The organism is Polaromonas sp. (assembly GCF_036676035.1).
Classification (GTDB): domain Bacteria; phylum Pseudomonadota; class Gammaproteobacteria; order Burkholderiales; family Burkholderiaceae_C; genus Polaromonas.
In genome coordinates, this window is the sequence record NZ_JAKFDR010000046.1 from 43,918 (window position 1) to 63,498 (window position 19,581).

Here is a 19,581-nt window from a genome sequence, read left to right on the forward strand (position 1 = left end):
GTCGGACAGTACTTTGAACTAGCCGTTTTCGGACATGTGCCCGGCAGCGCTGCCGCCTACAATCGCGGCAGTTCAAAACAGTCTCAGGGAACCCGACCGATGCAGCTAGCAGCCTCCATCTTCAAAGCCTACGACATCCGCGGCATCACCCCGTCGACCTTGAATGAGGGCGTGGCCGAGGCCTTGGGCAAGGCGTTTGGCACCATCGCACTGGCCGAAGGGGAAACAGCCGTGGCGGTGGGGCGCGACGGTCGCCTGAGCGGCCCCAGCCTGAGCGCCGCACTGGTGCGCGGCCTGGTGGCGGCGGGGGTGGAGGTGATCGATGTGGGCATGGTCACCACGCCCATGCTGTACTTCGCGGCCAACACCTTGTGCACCAGTGGCATCCAGGTGACCGGCAGCCACAACCCCAGGGACTACAACGGCTTCAAGATGGTGATGGGTGGGCGCGCCATCTATGGCGACGACATCCAGGCCTTGCGCCAGATGATGGAAGCCGAAAACTGGGTGTTGCAAAGCGGCGGCAAGCTGCGCCAGGTGGCGGTGTTAGATGCCTACCGCGAGCGCATTGTGTCGGACGTGAAGCTGGCCCGCCCCCTGAAAATCGTCGTCGATTCAGGCAACGGCATTGCCGGCGCCTCAGCCCCGGCCATTTTGCGGGCGCTGGGCTGCGAGGTGATCGAGCTGTTCAGCGAGGTTGACGGCAACTTTCCCAATCACCACCCGGACCCGAGCAAGCCGGAGAACCTGCGCGACCTGATCGCCACGCTGAAAACCAGCGGCGCCGAACTGGGCCTGGCCTTTGACGGCGACGGCGACCGCCTGGGCATTGTCACGCGTGACGGCAACAACATCTACCCCGACCGACAGATGATGCTGTTCGCGCAGGACGTGCTGTCACGCGTGCCGGGTGGCACCATTTTGTTTGATGTGAAATGTTCGCAGCGCCTGGCGCCGGTGATTGAAGCGGCGGGCGGCAAGGCGCTGATGTACAAGACCGGCCACTCGCTGATCAAGGCCAAGATGAAGGAAATCGGCTCGCCGCTGGGAGGTGAGATGAGCGGCCACATTTTCTTCAAGGAGCGCTGGTTCGGCTTTGACGACGGCACTTATGCGGGCAGCCGCCTGCTGGAGATTCTGAGCAAACACCCCGATGCCAGCGCCGTGCTCAACCAGCTGCCCAGCAGTTTCTCCACGCCGGAGCTCAATGTGGCGTGCAGCGAAGGCGAGCCGCACACCGTGGTGCAAGCTCTGATCAAGGCGGCGTCCTTCCCCGCGCCCGCCAAGCTTTCCACCATCGACGGCGTGCGTGTCGATTGGCCCGATGGTTTTGGTTTGATTCGCGCTTCCAACACCACGCCGGTGCTGGTGCTGCGCTTTGAAGGCCACACGCCGCAAGCGCTGCATCGCATCGAGGCCGACATGCTGGCGCTGCTGCGCAGCGTGAAGCCGGACGCCGCCTTCGCCGAGGCGGCGCATTGAAAGTGCAAGTGCGCCGCGCCGGGCCGCCCCAAGCAAGCACGGCCCCCTCGGGGGGCAGCGTATTACACGAAGTGAAAAGCGTGGGGGCCAAAATCCTCATCGTCAAGCTGTCGTCGCTGGGCGATGTGGTCCACGCCATGCCTGCGGTGCAGGACATCCGCGCCGCGCTTCCTGATGCGCAGATCGACTGGGTGGTGGAACGCGGTTTCGCGCCGCTCGTTCAGCGCTGCGATGGCGTCGGCCGCGTCATCCCGTGCGAAATACGCCGCTGGCGCAAGTCACCTTTCGCGGCCGTCACGCGGGCCGAGTGGGGCGCTTTCAAGGCGCAGTTGCGGCAAGAGGCTTACGACGCCGTCATCGATTTGCAGGGCCTGACCAAATCGGCGCTGGTGGCCCGGCTGGCGCGCCTGGGTCCAGGCGGCAAACGCTATGCGCTGGCCAACCAGACCGAGGGCTCGGGCTACGAAGCGCCCACGCGCTGGGTGGCCGACGTGGCGATTCGCATCGCGCCGCACACCCCTGCCGTGCAGCGCTCGCGCGAGCTGGCGGCGCGGGCGCTGGGCTATGCGCTGCCGCCAGTGTTGAGTTTCGGATTAAAAGTGCCCTCAGCCCAGGCAGAACCTGCGCAGGCAGCTATTAAAACAATAGCTAAAACCATCGCCTTCGTGCATGGCACCTCGCGTGTTGACAAAGAGTGGCCGTTGGCGCATTGGATAGAACTGGGCCGGCGACTGATGGCGGCGGGCTACCAGATTGCCTTGCCACATGGCAACGCGAAGGAGTTGGCGACGAGTCAGGCGATTGCTCAAGTGCTGAATGAGGGCGGAATCACGGTTTGGCCCTTGCTGTCGCTCGATGAGTTGACCGACGAACTCGCGCACTGCGCCGGCGTGATCGGCGTGGACAGCGGCGTCAGCCACATCGCCGTGGCGCTGGACCTGCCGCATGTGCAGATCTACAACTTTGACACCGCCTGGCGCACCGGGCCGCCTCAAGGGGCACAAGGAAAGCAGCTCAGCGTCTTTGCTCAACCCACGCCCGGCGTCGATGCCGTCTGGCAAGCCTGGCTGGCTTGCAGTGCAGGGCTTGCTGACCCGGTGGCCAGCGCATGAATGCCTTGCTCCTGCGGCTGTACTCGCTGTTGATGTGGCTGGCGCAGCCGCTGCTGCGCCGCAAGCTGGCGCGGCGCGCCCGGCAGGAGCCGGGCTACAGCGAAGCGGTAGAGGAGCGCTTTGGCCGCTACAGCCAGGCGGCCGAGGTCTCGCCAGACCTGGTGTGGCTGCATGCCGTCTCGCTGGGCGAAACGCGCACGACGGCGCTGCTGCTCAAGGCCTTGCGCGCCCAACAGCCGGGCCTGCGCATCTTGCTCACGCATGGCACGGCCACCGGGCGCGCGGAAGGCGTGGGGTTGCTGCAGCCCGGCGATGTGCAGGTCTGGCAGCCCTGGGACAGCCGGGCCGCCGTGGCCCGGTTTTTCGATCACTTCAAGCCACGCTTGGGCCTGCTGATGGAAACTGAAGTCTGGCCCAACCTGGTGGCAACGGCCCGGGCGCGCGCCGTGCCGCTGCTGCTCGTCAATGGCCGGCTGTCGGATAAATCCTTGCAGCAGGCGCTGCGCATGGCGCCGCTGTCGAGGCCGGCCTACGGCGCGCTGTCGGCGGTGTACGCCCAGACCGAGGCCGACGCCCAGCGCTTTCGCCAGCTGGGCGCACCGGTCGCCGGCGTGTTTGGCAACCTCAAGTTTGACGCCACGCCCCATGCCGATCAGCTCGCGCAAGGCCAGGCCTGGCGGCAGGCGCTGGCGCAGCCCGTGCTCATGTTCGCCAGCTCGCGCGAAGGTGAAGAGGACGAGTTTTTTAAGCAAATAAGGGCTGCAGCCCAGGAAAAACCTGCGCTACACGCTATGAATTCAGTAGCAAACAGGCCCGCCACATCCTTCAAGGCGCTGGTCGTCCCGCGCCACCCCCAGCGCTTTGATGAAGTGGCGGCGCTGGCGGCGCAGCACGGCCTGCGCGTGTCGCGCCGCTCGCAATGGGCGGGCAACCCCTTTGATAACGAAGAGGCGCGGCATGCCGATGTCTGGCTCGGCGATTCGCTGGGCGAGATGGCGCTGTACTACGGCCTGAGCGATGTTGCCTTGCTGGGCGGCAGCTTTGCGCCGCTGGGCGGGCAAAACCTCATCGAGGCCGCCGCCTGCGGCTGCCCGGTGGTGATGGGGCCGCACACTTTCAACTTCACCGAAGCGGCCGAGCTGGCCGAAGCCGAGGGCGCGGCGCAGCGCGTGGCCGATATGCCAGGTGCCGTGCAGGCTGCGCTGAGGTTGGTGAGCGACTCGCCCGCGTTGGCGCAAGCGGTGGCTTGTGGACTGGCGTTCGCGGCGCGCAACCGGGGTGCGACGGCCAGAACGCTGGATGCGCTGCAGGGCTATTTGTAATCAGTCTGATTGGCAGGCTGCTACGCATCGGCGAGGGGGAGGGCTGATGTTTAGAGCTACCACGACAATCAGTTTGTCATTTTGGGTGACTGCGATGCAGCGGAAGCGGTCTTTCGGCAGCCTCCCTCACATGGGGGATGGTCAAACCACAACGTTTAGTCGAGAATCGCTCCAAATGCGGAGCGAGCCATTTCTTACAAGTTGCCGGGTTTGTCGCTATTTTTAATGGAGCAAACTATCCATGTGGGGCAAGCCTAAATGCCAGTTTTTGTAGTTGATGTCGCCACGTTATACCGCAGCACCTTGCGGTATAAATTGTTGGGCATATCGTCACTGCGCTCAGCTGAATAGAAGCACCTTCCATAAATCACAATCCACAAGGAGATCGACGATGATTACCAAGAAACTGGTTTTGTCTGTAGTCCTGACGGCAACGACATTCCTAACAGGATGTGGTGGCCTGAAATTTAAGGATGAGATGGTCAACCTTGGTCTTTCGGACGACTGGAAATACAGAACCCCCATAAAGAACACAGCCGATTTGAGGTTCTTCATGAAGGAAAACGTTGGTTTGGTGGTTACGCCCGGAGAAGTCCCCGGCACATATCGGGTACTTGCTCAGCCGATAGTTCCTGATGGCTTTCAAGCGCGTGAGGAGATCATAAAAGATGGCGCGGTCTATTCATCCAAAATCACGCAAGGAGCATCAGCCCAAGGCGCCTATCTGACATTCTCAGGTAGTCTGAGTGCGAGTCAAGCTGTTGATTACCGGATCGTGGATATTTCTCGTGTGGATGTTTCATGGAATCAACTGCCTGACGCAAAGATACGAGCAACGGCTGTCACCCCAAACCCCAATAACATCAAGCGGCTCTGGATTCAGAGCCTGATTCTTTCGAGAGTGCTTTCGCAAAGCTATTCTGAATTGAAGTGTGATGCTAGTGGCTCCGGTCCAGCCTTTCAAACAGGCGGAAAATGCTTCAATTTCACTGGCGTCGAGTCCAACGACTACGCAATTGGTGCTGTGTTCGTTGATATCGACGACTATGTCAAGAACAATCCTGGTGTTGCGCCAACCCCCTCGCTTACGCATCTCCTAAGCGGGTTGCATGCTACGTTCGGTCTAACAGCATCGCCGACCAAAGAGAAGCCATCCGTAAAGATGCCAGCATTTATTAGTGTTCAGCCAGAAATATCCGAGATCAAAGGCATCATTCGGAAATGAGGCGTTGCGAGTAGGGATCGCTTTATGCCCAACCCGGCAGTCAACCGGACCTGCGCGAAAAGCCGCGCAGGCCGGTTACTTCTACGTTAAATTGCAGGAAGGACGAGCAGCGCGATGGCAACAGTTTGGATCACTTACGCATGGGCCGACAACGAGCACCACGACGTCGATTTCATAGCGCAGGAACTTGTGCGTGCCGGAGTCACCGTGAAGCTGGATCGCTGGAATATCTCCGCGGGGAAGCGGCTGTGGGAGCAGATTGACTCCTTCATCTGCAAACCCGAAGAAAGCGACGCCTGGGTGCTAGTTGCAACGAACAACAGCCTGGCCAGTGAGCCTTGCAAGGAGGAGTTCGCATATGCTCTCGACCGGGCGCTAAAGTCTCGCGGCGATGCATTCCCTGTAATAGCGCTGTTCCTAACGCACGCTGATCCTACGTTAATACCCGCAGGTATTCGGACGAGGCTCTACTTGAGCATCACCGACCCGGATTGGAAGGAGCGGATTGTGGCAGCGGCGGAGCGCCGCCAGCACGCGGCTTCAAGGCCCGACGTACAGCCCTTTCACCTTCGTGTCCATAGCCTGCAAGGGCGGCCAAAGGCAATCGCCATCGAGGTCCGCCCGAGGGCTGGCGTCTGGGCCCCCTTCATCGCTGGCATTCCGATTGCGGAGCGGGAGAAAGTCGAACCATTCATCATGATTGGCCCGCGAGACGTGCCGACAGATTCCGGGATGCTTATGAATTGTGGAGACGGCCCCTCACCTGACAACTCCATGTGGTTCATGCAGGCCGGCAACCAGAGCACCCCTACCGAGAGTTACTACATCTGGTGCAAGCAACTCCCGTCCAAGCTGGTGTTCGGCGTGAATGGGCGCCCGCCTCAGTTCACTGTGACATTCTGAGCGATGCAATTTAACATGGCAGTCGACGCGGATGTCCTCGCGGCACGCTGTCGCGTGCCTAAGGTCCGCCGGTCACTTCTACGTTAAACGACTGCTATCGAGAAGGTCGAATGACCGGAGTCAGTCTTTATGAGACCGTGAACAACGAAATTTGGGTTATCTGGTGCTGATTTTCTACAGGCACAGAGATCCCTCTCGATATCTTGGGCGAGCTTTGCCAGCTTGCCGACGACCTGAATGGCCAGGAATCCCTAGCCCTTGCCCAGCACCTGATGGCAGGTGCAATTGCCCCAGGCGTACAACCGCAAATGGTGCGCCCAGTCGCGCAAGGTAGCCCAGGCGCCGCCGGTGGCAACTTCCCAGGGCGTGAGGCCGAACATGCCCAGGCTGATGGACGGTTCCACTGAAACGACCGAGTGCCAGGTGCGCTTTGGCACGAAGAGCGCGTCGCCGGCTTCCACGCGGGCGTAAATGCCCCGGGCTTTTTCAAACAATGCGAGCTCTTTGGCCTGTTCGGGCAGCCGCGAGACATTGATGTCGCTGAGCGTGGCGCCCCAGTCGTATTTTTGGGCCGGGCACATGTGCTGGCGCTGGTCCGGCGGAAACAGGATGAATTCCTTGGTGCCGGTGAGCTGGCAAAACCAGTTGTGCGGAAAGTCGTTGTGCAGGCCGGTCACGGTGTTGGCCGGGCCCATGAACACATATTCCCAGGTCATGCGCTGGCCTGGCCACAGGCTCTTGATGAGCAGGTCCTGGCGCAGCTCGGGGTATTTTTCAAGAATGTCCCACTGCGCCAGGTACAGCGTGGTGGGGCGAAAGGACTGCATGTGCGCCCAGTTCAGGTGAAAGCGTTCGCCGCTCTGGCCTTGCCGAATCTGCTCCAGCCGTGCTTTGGGCAGCAGGCCGGCGGCGGGGTCGGGGTTTTTCAGCGCCGCCTTGCCGAGCTCGCGCAAATAGGGCGCGACCGGCAAAAACGGCCGGCCCTTGGTCACGCCTTGCTCCACCAGGCCGTCGGTGAATTTGACGGGGGCTTGCGAGCCTTCGCCTTCGCAAATGCCTGCGAGGTGTTCAAACGACCATTTCTTCCAGGCCGGCCAGTGCTTCACACCTCCCTTGACGAGCACCGGGCGCTCGAAGGGCAGCTTGCGGCCGGCGCTCGCCAGCGCCTCCCAGGTGGTTTCCTCAATCAGCTCGAAGCTGGGGCCGACCGGTGCACTGGTGGGAGCATGGGCAGGTGGAGGAGGAACGAGTTCGGCCTCGATGACCATCTGCGGCGTGTCCTGGCTGGGCATCAGCATGAGCTTGTCTGCGCCCTTTATTTATTTGGCCAGCAGGGCGTTGATGCGCTGCAGGTCATCGGGGCTCAGGCTGCCGTTGGCCTGGCGCAGGCGCAGGCCGCCCACCAGCACGTCATAGCGTGCCTTGGCCAGATCGCGCTTGGTCTGGAACAACTGGCTTTGGGCGTTCAGCACATCGATGTTGATGCGCACTCCGACCTGGTAGCCCAGTTTGTTGGCGTCGAGCGCGCTCTGGCTGGACAGCTCGGCGGCCTCCAGGGCCTTGACCTGGCCCTGGCCCGACAGCACGCCGAAGTAGGCCGTGCGCGTGCTTTGCGCCACGGTGCGCCGTGCGCCTTCCAGATCGCTGCGCGCCTTGTCCTGCAGCGACAGGGTTTCCCTGATGCGGTTCTGGCTGGCAAAGCCGGCGAACAGCGGGAGGTTGAAGACCACGCCCACCGTGGTGTTGTGGGTGCGAAATGCCGCTGTCGAGGCCGACGTCGCGGTGCCCGAAGGGTTGCGCGTGACGTTGTAGCTGGCCGTCAGGTCCAGCGTGGGCTTGTGGCCGGCTTCGGCCTTGTCGACTTCCAGCTGGGCGATGTCCAGCCCGCTTTTCGCCTGCCGGATGTTGGGGTGGATGTCTTCGGACTGCTGCACCCAGGCGTTCACGTCGGGCGGGACCACCGGCGGCAAAGCCGTCGGCAGCAGCAGGCCCTTGGGCTGGGACTCGACCTTGCCGACCAGTTGGTCCAGCGCGATCTTTTTGACGCGCAGGTCGTTTTCAGCCGCAATCTCCTGGGCCAGCACCAGGTCGTACCTGGCCTGTGCCTCGCGGGTGTCGGTGATGGTGGCGGTGCCTACTTCAAAGTTGCGTTTGGCCGAGGCCAGCTGCTCGGCCACGGCGGCTTTTTGCGCCTTGACAAAGGTCAGGCTGTCCTGCGCGGCCAGCACATCGAAGTAGGCCTGGCTGGTGCGCACGATCAGGTCCTGCTCGGCGGCATCGAGCTGGGCCTTGGCCAGGTCCACCTGTTTCTGGCCCTGCTCGTAAGTGGCCCAGTTGCCCGGCCGGTACAGCGGCTGCGAGGCGCTGAGGGTGGCGTTCTGCGTGTTGAAGCTGCGATCAAGCACCGGGTTGTTGTTTTCAAAATGGGTGCGCGATGCGCCTGCCGACAGTCCGGCGCTGGGCAGGATGCCGGCCTTGGCCTGCGCCGCCTTGGCCAGGTTGGCCTCGTATTGCAGCCGGGCCGACTGGTAGGTGGCGTCAAAGGCGCGGGCCGATTCGTACAGTTCCACCAGGCTTTGCGCCTGCGCCAGGGGCGTGAAAGCGGCCAGCACGGAGCCCATGGCAAGGGTTAAAGGCAAAAGCCCCGACATTTTCTTTCGCATGGTCATGGGTGTCCTGAAGGAATGGATGAATCGGAAAATCGGTGAATCTGGAAATCAGTACAGGGGCACCGACGGGTCCAGCTCCTGCGACCAAGCATCGATGCCGCCCTGCAGGTTGACCACCTGCGTGAAGCCGCTTTGCACCAGGTAGTTGGCGACCTGCAGGCTGCGCATGCCGTGGTGGCACAGGCAGGCGATCGGTTGGTCCGTTCCCTGAGCGGTCTGCAGCTCGGCCAGCCGCGCCGGGATTTCGCGCATGGGAATGCGCACCAGGGTAAAACCATCTTCCCTGACCGATGCGGTCTGCAATTCCCAGGGCTCGCGCACATCCAGCACCACGGGCTGCGCCGTGGCCTTGACGCTGTCACGCCAGGCGGCGAAATCGGAGGGGCGGATTTGGGTCATCATGGGTGGTTGCTTTGGGGCGTTGGACGTTGGGCTTAGAAGTTGAATTTGGACGGTTCGGGGAAGTTCACCAGCCGCGCCGCGACGGTGTCCCAGGCTTGCGTGGTGCGCCAGGCGTCATCGCCCACGCGGGTGACCAGGGTCGCGCGCATCACGGGCTCAAAACCCACGATGGCGCTCAGGCGCCCGCCGACCTTGAGCAGGGAGAGCAGGGCCGCCGGCACCTCGGCGACCGAGCCGCTGAGCACGATCACATCGAAGGGGCCGCTCAGAGAGGCGCTGCCCGGCAGCGTCGCGCCATCACCTATGCGCACTTCGGCGTTGTAGATGCCGGCTTTTTGCAGGTTGCCCTGCGCCATCCGGGCCAGGGCCGGGTCGATTTCAAGCGAGATGACCTGCTGGGCGCGGTGGGCCAGCAGCGCCGCCATGTAGCCGGAGCCGGCGCCGATCTCCAGCACTTTTTCGTGCTTCTGCACCGCGAGCTCCTGCAGGATGCGGGCTTCCACCTTGGGCGCCAGCATGCACTGGCCGGGGTGTTGTTCGGTGCCCAGCGGAATTTCCATGTCCACAAAGGCCAGGGCCTTGTGCGCAGCCGGCACAAAGTCTTCGCGCTTGACCACGGCGAGCAGTGAAAGGACCTGGTTGTCCAGCACTTCCCAGGGGCGGATTTGCTGTTCAATCATGTTGAATCGGGCTTGTTCGTAGTTCATGAGGGGCCTATTGGTTGGCGGGGTGAGAGAAGATGCGGTGTGCACGAGATAAGCCTTTGATTTTAGCGGGGGCTCGTGACGGGATCGGGGCTGGCGGCGGCCGTTTCAGCGGGGGCTGCAGCATGTGCTTTTCCCCTGAATTTGCGCTTGAACCACTGGCCCAGGTCGTCCAGGTAGCAATAGGTCACGGGCACGACGACCAGGGTGAGCAGGGAGGAGGTGATCACGCCGCCAATCACGGCCTGGCCCATGGGCGCGCGCTGCTCCGAGCCCTCGGTCAGGGCAAAGGCCAGCGGCACCATGCCGAAAATCATGGCCAGCGTGGTCATCAGGATGGGGCGTAGCCTGACCTTGGCGGCGTGCAGCAGCGCTTCCGCGCGGTCCATGCCCTGCGCACGCATGCGGATGGCAAAGTCCACCAGCAAGATGGCGTTCTTGGTCACCAGGCCCATCAGCATCACTACCCCGATGATGGAGAACATCGACAGCGTGGAGTGAAACAGCAGCAAGGCCAGCACCACGCCGATCAGGGTCAGCGGCAGCGAGGTCATTAGCGCCATGGGCTGCAGAAAGCTCTTGAACTGACTGGCCAGAATCATGTAGATGAACACAATCGCCATCACCAATGCCGAGACGGCGTAGCCAAACGATTCCGCCATGTTCTTGGTGGAGCCGCTGAACTGGTAGCGGTAGCCCGGCGGGAAGTTGATGCCGTCCAGCGCGGCCTTGATGTCGTTGGACACTTCACCGGCCGAGCGGTTGTAGACATTGCCGTTGATCGCCACTTCGCGGGCCAGGTCGCGCCGGTTGATCTGGTTGGGGCCGGTGGATTCCTTCACGCTGGCCACCTGGCTGAGCCGCACGATGCGCGCGGAGCCGTCGGCGTTGCTGCCCATGGTGCTGCTGGTGAAGGGCAGGCGCTCCAGGTCTTGCGGTGCATTGCGCGCATCGGGCGCCAGGCGCACGTTCACGTCATAGGTCTGGTCGTCGGGCGCGCGCCAGTTGCCCACAGTCTGCCCCGCGACCAGCGTGCGCAGCGAGGCGGCGATCTGCGAGACCGACAAACCCAGGTCCGATGCCGCATCGCGCCGCACATCCACTGCAATCACCGGCTTGTCGGCCTTGACGCTGGAATCCAGGTCCACCAGCCCGGGAATGCCACGGATTTTGTCGGTGATGAGGCTGCTCAGGCGCTCCAGCTCCTTCAAGTCCGAGCCTTGCAGGGAGAACTCGATCTGCTTGTTGCCGCCCACAGCGTCGAGCAGACCGACATGGGTCACGGTAATGCCCGGCACCTGTTTGAGCCGATCGCGCAGCACGCCCGACATCTGGTCCACACTGCGCGTGCGTGCCTTGCGGTCGACCAGGCGCACATACACGCTGGCGTACATCTTGCCCTGCGCGCTGCCGGTGTTCAGCGTGGCGAGCGTGTACTTGACCTCGGGGAATTCGCGGACGATGGCTTCGACCTGCCGGGCCTTGGCCTCGGTGGCTTCCAGCGACGAGCCGACCGGTGTGTAGAAGTTGAGCGAGGTTTCCGAGAAGTCGGCCTTGGGCACAAACTCGGTGCCCAGCAGCGGCACCATCACAATACTGACGACGAAAATCACCACGGCCAACGCCAGCGTGGCCAGCTTGTGAGCCAGCGACCAGCGCAAAATACCCTGGTAGCTGTTGCTCAGCGAATCGGTGGCGCGATCAAACCAGCCGGTCACGCGGCCAATGGTCTTGTCGTAAAAAGTGACCGGCGCATGATGCTGGCCAGGCGCTTCAATGGACGGGTCGTGCCAGACGCTGGAGAGCATGGGGTCCAGCGTGAAGCTCACAAACATCGAGATCAGCACGGCTGCCACGATGGTGACGCCGAACTCGTGAAAAAACTTGCCGATGATGCCGCCCATGAAACCAATCGGCAGGAACACCGCGACGATGGAGAAGGTTGTGGCCAGCACGGCCAGGCCAATCTCCTGCGTGCCGTCCATTGAGGCCTGGTAGGGCGCTTTGCCCATTTGCACATGCCGCACAATGTTCTCGCGTACCACAATCGCATCATCAATCAGCAGGCCCACACACAGCGACAGGGCCATCAGCGTGATCATGTTGATGGTGAAGCCGAACAGGTTCATGAATAGAAAGGTGCCGATGATGGAAATCGGCAGCGTCAGCCCGGTAATGACCGTCGAGCGCCATGAGTTGAGAAACAGGAACACGGTCAGCACCGTCAGCAGCGCACCCTCAATCAGTGTGCGGCGGACGTTTTCAACCGCCACGCGAATCGGGCGCGAGCCATCGGTAATCAGTTCCAGTCGCGCGCCTGGTGGCAGCAGCGGCTGTATCTCCGCGACGGCCTTGTTCAGCCCGTCCACCACGCTGATGGTGTTTTCGTCCTGGGCTTTTTGTACGGTCAGCAGCAGGGTGCGCTGGCCGTTGTAAAGCGCCAGACTGTCCAGCTCCTGCGCGCCGTCGGCAATGCGGGCGACCTGGCCCACGGTGACCGGCGCGCCGCCACCACTACCCGAATTGGCCATGCTTTTGCGCGCCACGATGATCTTGCCAAAGTCTTCGGGCCGCTTCATGCGGGCATCGATCTTGACCACGCGCTCCTGCGCCAGCGAGCGGATGGCGCCTACCGGCAAGTCCTGGTTTTCGTTGCGCACCGCATTGACCACCTGGTCGGCCGTGATGCCCAGCGACTCCATGGCCTGCGGATTGAGGTAGACATTGATCTCGCGTTTGGTGCCACCCACCAGCGTGACCGAGCCGGCGCCGCGGACATTTTCAAGGCGTTTTTTCAGCACCTGGTCGGCCCAGTTGGTGAGTTCCGTGGCGGACATGGCCTTGCCTTGCGCCGTCTCCGGCAATACAGCTACCGACCAGATGGCACGGCTGGATGGATCAAAACGCAGAACCCGCGGTTCTTTCACCTCGCTGCGAAAGTTGGGTCGGATGGCTGCTATTTTTTCGCGCACATCTTCTGCCGCTTTGCGCCCGTCAATGTAGAGCTGGAACTCAATGATGACGACCGCCTGGCCTTCGTAGCTGCGCGAGGTCAGGGCGTTGATGCCGGCAATCGAATTGACGCCTTCTTCAATCTTTTTGGTGACTTCGCTTTCAACGATCTCGGGCGAAGCGCCGGGGTATTCGGCCGTGATGACCACCACCGGGAAGTCGATGTTGGGGAACTGGTCCACCCGCATGCGCTGGTACGAGAATAGCCCGAGCACCACGATGGCCAGCATGACCATGGTGGCGAATACCGGATTCTTGAGGCTGACCTGCGTGAACCACATGGCTTGTGTCTCTCAGGGCGCCGGTTTGACGGGCGCCGCGGCGCTGGCCGGGGCATCCGCTGCAACGTTTGCCGGCGCGTTGGGCATCTGCGTGAACCGGACTTTGGTGCCTTCACGCAAAGCGCCAATGGCGCCGCGGATCACCAATGCGTTCTCTGGCAGCCCCTTGACGGCCACGACGGCTTCGTTGCCGGCCGAGCCGCGTGCGCCCAGATCCACGGCCCGATGCACTACCTGGCCATTTTCAACAGCCTGGACATAAGGCGCAGGTTTGTCGGTGCGAACCGAACTGACCGGCACCGAGAGCAGCGGTGCACGCGCCGTGCCCAGCGTGCCCTGTGCGAACAGGCCCTGGCGCAAGGGCAGCGCCTTACCTTCGCCTGTGTTGACCATATTGTCGATATTCAGGTAGGCCAGCACGCTGCGGCTGCCGGCTTGCGCGCTGGGGTTGATGCGTACGACTTTGGCGCTGAAGGCTTGCCTGCTGCCTTCGATCTGCAGTTCGGCGCGCTGGCCCACGCGCACATCCATGGCGTCGGTCGCGCTCAAGGTGGCTTCCAGCTCAAGCCGGCTCAAGTCGACCACTTCGACAATCCTGGCATCCACGCCCACGCGCTCGCCCGGTTGCGCCAGGCGCTGCGACACCTGGCCGGAAATCGGCGTTTTCAGCACGGTGTCATCCACCGATTTGGTTGCGACTTCAGTGGCCGCCAGCGCCGCCTTGTAAGTGGATTGCGCGGCATTGAGATTGGCCAGCGAGGTGTCCAGGGCGGTTTTGGAGATAAAGCCCTGATCCACCAGCGCCTTGTTGTTGTCATACTGGCGCTGCACCACTTCCACTTGCGCCTTGGCCGAGTCGGCTTGGCTACGGGCTTGCCGCACGCGCGACTGGTACTCGCTGGCATCAATGCGTGCAATCACCTGGCCTGCCTTGACGAAGTCGCCTTCTCGCACTGTCAGGTCTTGAAGCTCTCCGGCCACACGGGCCTTGATCACGGCGGAATTGACGGCCTTCAGGGAGCCCGACACGGCCAGCCCCTGCACGACGTCGCGGGTCTGGGCCCTGACCACGTCGGTGGCAGCGAGTTCCACCAGACCCTGGTCTTTGGCCGCGCTGGCAGTGGCCAAGGCCTGTTGCTGGGCCTTGCGTGCCGACAGGGCGCGCAGCACGCCGCCCACGACAAGCAGGAGAATGGCAAGGGCCACGGCCCATTTGATCCAGCGCTTCATGCTCAGGTTTTCTCCGGGTCTTGATTGGAATCGCCCGATGGAATGCTCAAGCCATTGAGGATGATGTCTGCCTGGGATGCAATGTATTGATACGGATCGAGCTGGATGTCGTTGCGCACGCAAACCCCCACGGAATGTTTGGCCAGGATCAGGAAAATCATCGGGGCCACCACGCTGTAGACCGCGTAGTCCAGGTCGGTGCAGCGAAACTCCCCGCGGTCAATGCCGCGCTGCAAAATGCGGCGGATCAGGGCCTGGCCGGGTTGAATGACTTCCTGCTGGTAAAACGCGGCAATGTCGGGGAAATTGCGGGCTTCGCTGACCATCAGCTTGTTAATGCCAGATGCCTTGGTTGCACCCACGCGCTCCCACCAAGTCGTCATGCAGTGGCGCAGCATCTCGGCGGTGCTGCCTTCAAAAGTCGCAAACTCGTCGTTCCACTCCTTGAAGCGGCCCGAGATGTTTTCGCGCACCACCGCCTTGAACAGCTCTTCCTTGCTCGGAAAATAAAGAAACAGCGTGCCTTTGGAGACGCCGGCACGGGCCGCGACCTCTTCGGATCGGGTGGCCGCGAAGCCTTTTTCGACAAACAGGTCCAGCGCCGCATCCAGCAGTTCGCCGGGGCGCGCTTCCTTGCGGCGCTCGCGCTTGGCGGCCACGCCCTTGGTCTTGTCGCAGAGGAGTTTGGAAAGTGACATGGTTAATGACTGACTGGTTAGTAATATAGCGGCTTGCTATCTGAGCGTCAAGCCATGTCCGGCAAAGCCCGTGTAAAGCCGCCTTGCAGTCAGTTTAAAGCCGTGTGTAGCGGCCCGGCCGGCGCTTCGGCGGCCGGGTGGCGTTGGGCGCAGGGTCGTCAGATGGGAATGATGCGGCCGACGGCCAGGCCCAGCCATTCGTGCAGCAGCAGGCGGGACGCCAGCAGGCCGCGCGCAGAGGGCAGCCACTCCATCAGATCGCTTTGCACCGGAAGAATATAGCCCATGGGTGCAGGCGTCACGGCCAGGCCGGTGCGCTCGAAGGCGGCAAGGGCGCGCGGCATGTGCGACGCATCGGTCACCAGGGCAATGCGCTGGATGCCATCCCGCTGCAGCAAGGGCGCCAGCAGGCGTGCGTTGCCGCTGGTGTCGCGCGACTGGTTTTCGGTCCAGCGCAGTGCAACGCCGTGCTCCTGCCGGGCCACGCGCTGCGCCACCTCGGCTTCGGACAGGGCCTGGCTGCCGCCGGCGGCCCAGCCCACGCCGCCGCTAAAGGCCAGCGGCAGGCCCGACTGCCGGGCCAGCCAGAGTCCGTAGCGCAGCCGTGCCGCGCTGGGCGCACTGAGCTGGGACTCGCCGTACTCGGGCGCCTGCGGCAACACACCGCCGCCCAGCACCACGATGGCCTGCACCTTGCTGGCCTTGAGCTGCGCCACCGGCAGCGGCGCAAACTGCGGCAAGGCGTTGCGCGACAGCCAGACGGCCGTGCCGTGGCAGCTGAGCAGCCAGAGCGCCGTCAGGGACAGCAGCGCGAGAGGGATGCCGGCGCGTTGTCGCCTCAAGGCGATGAGCAGCCCCAGCAGCGCCAGCAGCAACGGCCCGCCGGGTGGCAACACCAGGCTGGTCAGCAGGGGCTTGAGCGCGCCGAGTTCCATTATTTGCTATGAAAGTAATAGCTGTTCACGCAATATTGATAAGGGGAAGAGCCTTAAATGACTTCAAATGATTAATAAAAGGCCTGCAGCCCGGTCTGCGCCCGGCCCAGGATGAGCGCATGCACATCGTGCGTGCCTTCGTAGGTGTTGACGGTTTCCAGGTTGATCATGTGGCGGATCACATGGTACTCGTCATGGATGCCGTTGCCGCCATGCATGTCTCGTGCCATGCGGGCGATGTCCAGCGATTTGCCGCAGGAGTTGCGCTTGATCAGCGAAATCATCTCGGGCACGGCCTTGTCCTCGTCCATCAAACGGCCCACGCGCAGGCAGGCTTGCAGGCCCAGCGTGATCTCGGTTTGCATGTCGGCCAGTTTTTTCTGGATCAGCTGGTTTTGCGCCAGCGGGCGGCCGAACTGCTGGCGGTCCAGCGTGTACTGGCGGGCGCGGTGCCAGCAGTCTTCGGCCGCGCCCAGGGCGCCCCAGGCAATGCCGTAACGCGCCTTGTTCAGGCAGCCGAACGGGCCTTTCAGGCCGTTGACGTTGGGCAGCAGATTGGCTTCGGGCACAAACACATCGTCCATCACGATTTCGCCGGTGATCGAGGCGCGCAAGCTCATCTTGCCTTCGATCTTGGGGGCGGACAGGCCCTTCATGCCTTTTTCAAGAATGAAGCCGCGGATGCTTTCCTGGCCGCCGACTTTGCCGTCGGGGTCGGCCAGCTTGGCCCAGACCACAAACACATCGGCGATCGGGCTGTTGGTGATCCACATCTTGGCGCCCTTGACGATGAAGCCGCCATCGACCGGCTTGGCCCGCGTGATCATGCTGGCCGGGTCGGAGCCGTGGTTGGGCTCGGTCAGGCCGAAACAGCCGACCCATTCGCCGGTGGCCAGCTTGGGCAGGTATTTCTGGCGCTGCGCTTCGTTGCCGTAGGCGTTGATCGGGTGCATCACCAGCGAGCTTTGCACGCTCATGGCGCTGCGGTAGCCGCTGTCCACGCGCTCCACCTCGCGCGCCACCAGGCCATAGCTCACGTAGTTCAGGCCCGAGCAGCCGTAGCCCTCGATGGTGGAGCCCAGAAAGCCCATGGCGCCGAACTCGTTCATGATCTCGCGGTCGAAGGTTTCATGGCGGGCCGCCATCAGCACGCGCGGCTGCAGCTTTTCCTGGCAGAAGGCGTGGGCCGCTTCGACGATGGCACGCTCGTCGTCGCTGAGCTGTTCTGACAGCAGAAACGGATCTTCCCAGTTGAATTTGGCTTTCATGGTCAATTTCCTTTCAAGGTTTATAGCGTGCAACACCACACCAGCAGTGTACCCAAGTTGATGAAGATACTTTAAGTGTCAACTAAATGGCAAGCGCAGGCGACTACACGGCTACAGTAGGGTGCTGTACGATTCCAACCCCGGAGCCAAGATCATGACAACTGAAACCATCACCCTGGGCGGCGGCTGCTTCTGGTGCACGGAAGCCGTGTACGTCAAGGTGCGCGGCGTCACCGATGTCGAGTCGGGCTACAGCAACGGCCATCTCGAACGGCCCAGCTACGAGCAGGTCTGCAGTGGCACTACCGGGCACAACGAGGTTGTGAAGCTGAGCTACGATCCGGCGCAGATCACGCTGACCGAAATTCTCGAGATCTTTTTCGTCATCCACGACCCGACCACCTTGAACCGCCAGGGCAACGACAGTGGCACGCAGTACCGCAGCGGCATTTACTACTCGACGCCCGAGCAGAAGGACGTGGCCGACGACATGATCCGCCAGATGAGCCAGGACAAGCTGTTCGGTCGGCCCATCGTGACCGAGGTGCTGCCCCTGAGCAACTACTGGCCGGCCGAGGACTACCACCAGGACTTCTTCGAGAAGAACCCCTACCAGGGCTACTGCATGGCCGTGGCGGCGCCCAAGGTGGAGAAGTTTCGCAAGACCTTTGCCTCGCACGTCAAAGGCTGAGTTTCAGGCACGCCGCTGCGCGAAGTAAAACCACTCCTGTCCGACCCCGGCCCCGGGGTTGGGAAACACGACAAAGCCGTCCTGCGGTGCTTTCACCGCCGTCCCGTCATGGCGGGTGCCTATCAGCTCACCGGCCGCGACCGCATCAAAGCTGCGCCATTCACGGGCGAAGCGGTCACCCGCATGCGCACGGTCCACCACATCCACCAGGCGCAGGATGTCGGGCGCGGCCTGCGGCGGCACCAAAGGCAGCGGTGAAATGCCCAGCAGCGCCAAAGTCTGCCGGATGGCGTGCCGCGCCACCGCCACACCCTGCGGGTCTTCGTGCTGGCCGCATTCCAGGGTGACGGCATAACCGCCGCGCGAGCGCATGTATTCGGTGGTGCCCACGCCATAGTTCGGGTCGGTCACCAGCGACGGGCTGGATTGGGCACTGGCACGCCGTTGCACGCCGCGCGCATAGGTGTCCAGCCAGCCTTCCAGCACGCGAAAAGGGCCGGTGTGCACGGCCAGCTGCAGCTCCTGCTCGGCCAGGGCAAAGGGCTCCAGCGTGCCGGTGTTGTTCTGCGGGCCGATCATGACAAAGGGCGCGCCGGGCGTGTGGAAGGAGTGCAGGTCCAGCAGCACGTCGTGGGCTTCGAGCAGCGGGCACAGCACATTGGCAATGCGGTCCTCAAAGTCTTGCGGGATCGCGCTGGGGCGCATGTTGCGGTTGAGGTTGCGATCGCCCTGGCGCTGCCCCAGCGCATAGGCCAGCGGGTTGGTCACCGGCACCAAAGTGACCGTGCCGCGTGTGACGGGGATCTCGCCGGCGTCCATCTCGGCCAGCACTTGTTCAATCGCCCGCGTGCCGCAGACCTCGTTGCCATGCACGGCGCCCAGCACCAGCAGCCGGGGCCCGGGCGCCAACGCGCGGTAGCTGTGGGTGCGTAAATGGCCGGCTTGCAAGGCGGATGGGGAGGGGTGGGTCATGGTTTGCGCTGGAAAAATAGTGAGCAGGGAGTTTAGTAGCTGGAAGGCTTGGAAGGCCTGGAAGGTCGCTGGGACCTGCATGCAGCGGTGTACGCACCATTAATGCAACTTGATTGCGTTAATATAGCGCGCTCCAACACTTCAAATCCAGTCTGGAATCCAGCCTCGAATGCCCACCCCGTCCCATCCCACCGACCCGCTGCTGGCTGCGCATGGGCTGCGGCGCACGCGGGCGGCGCGTGCCGTGTTGCAATGGCTGCTGGCGCATGACCGCCAGGCTTGGACTCATGCCGAGCTGCAGACCGCGCTGGTGCGTGACGAGGCGCTGACGCTGGACCGGGTGACTTTGTACCGGCTGCTGGACCGTCTGTCACAGGCGAGTTTGCTGTTGTGCACGGTGGATGCACAGCGTGTGCGCCACTACCGGGCTGCGACCCAGGCGCAGAACCGGCCGGATTTGCCAAGCTTGTCAGGCTTGCCGAAGTTTGAATGCCAGGCCTGCCACCGCAAGTTTGGCCTGCAGGGCGCCGAAGCCCGTTTGAGACAGGCGGCGCAGTCCGCCTTGAAAGCGCTGCAGTCCATTGGGCATCAGGGCTTGAGTGTGGACCTGTCGGTGCGCGGGGTCTGTGTGGACTGCTCACCCGTGATGGGCCGCGCACACTATGAGTGATCCGT

Annotated in this window: 17 protein-coding genes; 7 read left to right on the forward strand and 10 right to left on the reverse strand. The window is 62.7% G+C overall.

All coding sequences use genetic code 11. The features are described 5' to 3' along the window. The first annotated feature begins 99 nt into the window (after positions 1-99). From V6M61_RS07530 to V6M61_RS07550, 5 genes are all read left to right on the forward strand, one after another. Positions 100-1,482: a phosphomannomutase/phosphoglucomutase gene (locus V6M61_RS07530; RefSeq protein ID WP_332775943.1), complete on the forward strand. Its 1,383-nt coding sequence runs from the start codon at positions 100-102 to the stop codon at positions 1,480-1,482. Positions 1,483-1,619: 137 nt separating this feature from the next. Beyond that, on the forward strand, positions 1,620-2,594 hold the full coding sequence (gene waaC / locus V6M61_RS07535; protein WP_442957746.1) for a lipopolysaccharide heptosyltransferase I: 975 nt from the start codon (positions 1,620-1,622) through the stop codon (positions 2,592-2,594). Continuing rightward, entirely contained in the window at positions 2,591-3,916 is a 1,326-nt protein-coding gene (locus V6M61_RS07540; protein ID WP_332775945.1) for a 3-deoxy-D-manno-octulosonic acid transferase, read from the forward strand. The genes waaC and V6M61_RS07540 overlap by 4 nt, the downstream gene beginning before the upstream one ends. A 391-nt stretch (positions 3,917-4,307) precedes the next feature. Further along, on the forward strand, positions 4,308-5,141 hold the full coding sequence (locus V6M61_RS07545; RefSeq protein WP_332775946.1) for a hypothetical protein: 834 nt from the start codon (positions 4,308-4,310) through the stop codon (positions 5,139-5,141). A 114-nt stretch (positions 5,142-5,255) separates the two neighbouring features. After that, the gene (locus V6M61_RS07550) at positions 5,256-6,044 is read left to right on the forward strand and encodes a toll/interleukin-1 receptor domain-containing protein (protein WP_332775947.1); all 789 of its coding nucleotides are present in this window, start codon (positions 5,256-5,258) and stop codon (positions 6,042-6,044) included. Positions 6,045-6,295: 251 nt separating this feature from the next. Here V6M61_RS07550 and V6M61_RS07555 read toward each other — a convergent pair whose 3' ends face one another. From V6M61_RS07555 to V6M61_RS07595, 9 genes are all read right to left on the reverse strand, one after another. Beyond that, positions 6,296-7,342: a cupin-like domain-containing protein gene (locus tag V6M61_RS07555; RefSeq protein ID WP_332775948.1), complete on the reverse strand. Its 1,047-nt coding sequence runs from the start codon at positions 7,340-7,342 to the stop codon at positions 6,296-6,298. A gap of 21 nt (positions 7,343-7,363) precedes the next feature. Beyond that, a complete protein-coding gene (locus V6M61_RS07560) occupies positions 7,364-8,713 on the reverse strand; it encodes a TolC family outer membrane protein (RefSeq protein WP_332775949.1) in 1,350 nt (449 codons plus the stop codon). A 48-nt stretch (positions 8,714-8,761) separates the two neighbouring features. Continuing rightward, positions 8,762-9,115: a rhodanese-like domain-containing protein gene (locus V6M61_RS07565; protein WP_332775950.1), complete on the reverse strand. Its 354-nt coding sequence runs from the start codon at positions 9,113-9,115 to the stop codon at positions 8,762-8,764. A gap of 32 nt (positions 9,116-9,147) precedes the next feature. Continuing rightward, positions 9,148-9,822 carry a protein-L-isoaspartate O-methyltransferase family protein gene (locus tag V6M61_RS07570; RefSeq protein WP_332775951.1) on the reverse strand — a complete coding sequence of 225 codons (675 nt, stop codon included), beginning with the start codon at positions 9,820-9,822 and terminating at the stop codon, positions 9,148-9,150. A gap of 62 nt (positions 9,823-9,884) precedes the next feature. Continuing rightward, the gene (locus V6M61_RS07575; RefSeq protein WP_332775952.1) at positions 9,885-13,112 is read right to left on the reverse strand and encodes an efflux RND transporter permease subunit; all 3,228 of its coding nucleotides are present in this window, start codon (positions 13,110-13,112) and stop codon (positions 9,885-9,887) included. 12 nt (positions 13,113-13,124) lie between these two features. Further along, positions 13,125-14,342 carry an efflux RND transporter periplasmic adaptor subunit gene (locus tag V6M61_RS07580; protein WP_332775953.1) on the reverse strand — a complete coding sequence of 406 codons (1,218 nt, stop codon included), beginning with the start codon at positions 14,340-14,342 and terminating at the stop codon, positions 13,125-13,127. 2 nt (positions 14,343-14,344) lie between these two features. Further along, a complete protein-coding gene (locus V6M61_RS07585) occupies positions 14,345-15,040 on the reverse strand; it encodes a TetR/AcrR family transcriptional regulator (RefSeq protein WP_332775954.1) in 696 nt (231 codons plus the stop codon). 158 nt (positions 15,041-15,198) lie between these two features. Further along, a complete protein-coding gene (locus tag V6M61_RS07590) occupies positions 15,199-15,975 on the reverse strand; it encodes a YdcF family protein (protein ID WP_332775955.1) in 777 nt (258 codons plus the stop codon). Positions 15,976-16,046: 71 nt separating this feature from the next. Further along, positions 16,047-17,243, reverse strand: coding sequence for an acyl-CoA dehydrogenase (locus V6M61_RS07595; RefSeq protein WP_442957745.1), 1,197 nt, complete (start codon positions 17,241-17,243; stop codon positions 16,047-16,049). Positions 17,244-17,397: 154 nt separating this feature from the next. Between V6M61_RS07595 and msrA the strand changes: the two genes are divergently transcribed. Next, on the forward strand, positions 17,398-17,934 hold the full coding sequence (gene msrA, locus V6M61_RS07600; protein ID WP_332775957.1) for a peptide-methionine (S)-S-oxide reductase MsrA: 537 nt from the start codon (positions 17,398-17,400) through the stop codon (positions 17,932-17,934). A 3-nt stretch (positions 17,935-17,937) separates the two neighbouring features. Here msrA and V6M61_RS07605 read toward each other — a convergent pair whose 3' ends face one another. Next, positions 17,938-18,906, reverse strand: a complete 969-nt coding sequence (locus V6M61_RS07605) for a succinylglutamate desuccinylase/aspartoacylase domain-containing protein (protein ID WP_332775958.1) — start codon at positions 18,904-18,906, stop codon at positions 17,938-17,940. Between the two features lie 169 nt (positions 18,907-19,075). Here V6M61_RS07605 and V6M61_RS07610 point away from each other — a divergent pair, with 169 nt between their 5' ends. Further along, positions 19,076-19,576, forward strand: a complete 501-nt coding sequence (locus V6M61_RS07610) for a Fur family transcriptional regulator (RefSeq protein WP_332775959.1) — start codon at positions 19,076-19,078, stop codon at positions 19,574-19,576. Positions 19,577-19,581: the final 5 nt, after the last annotated feature.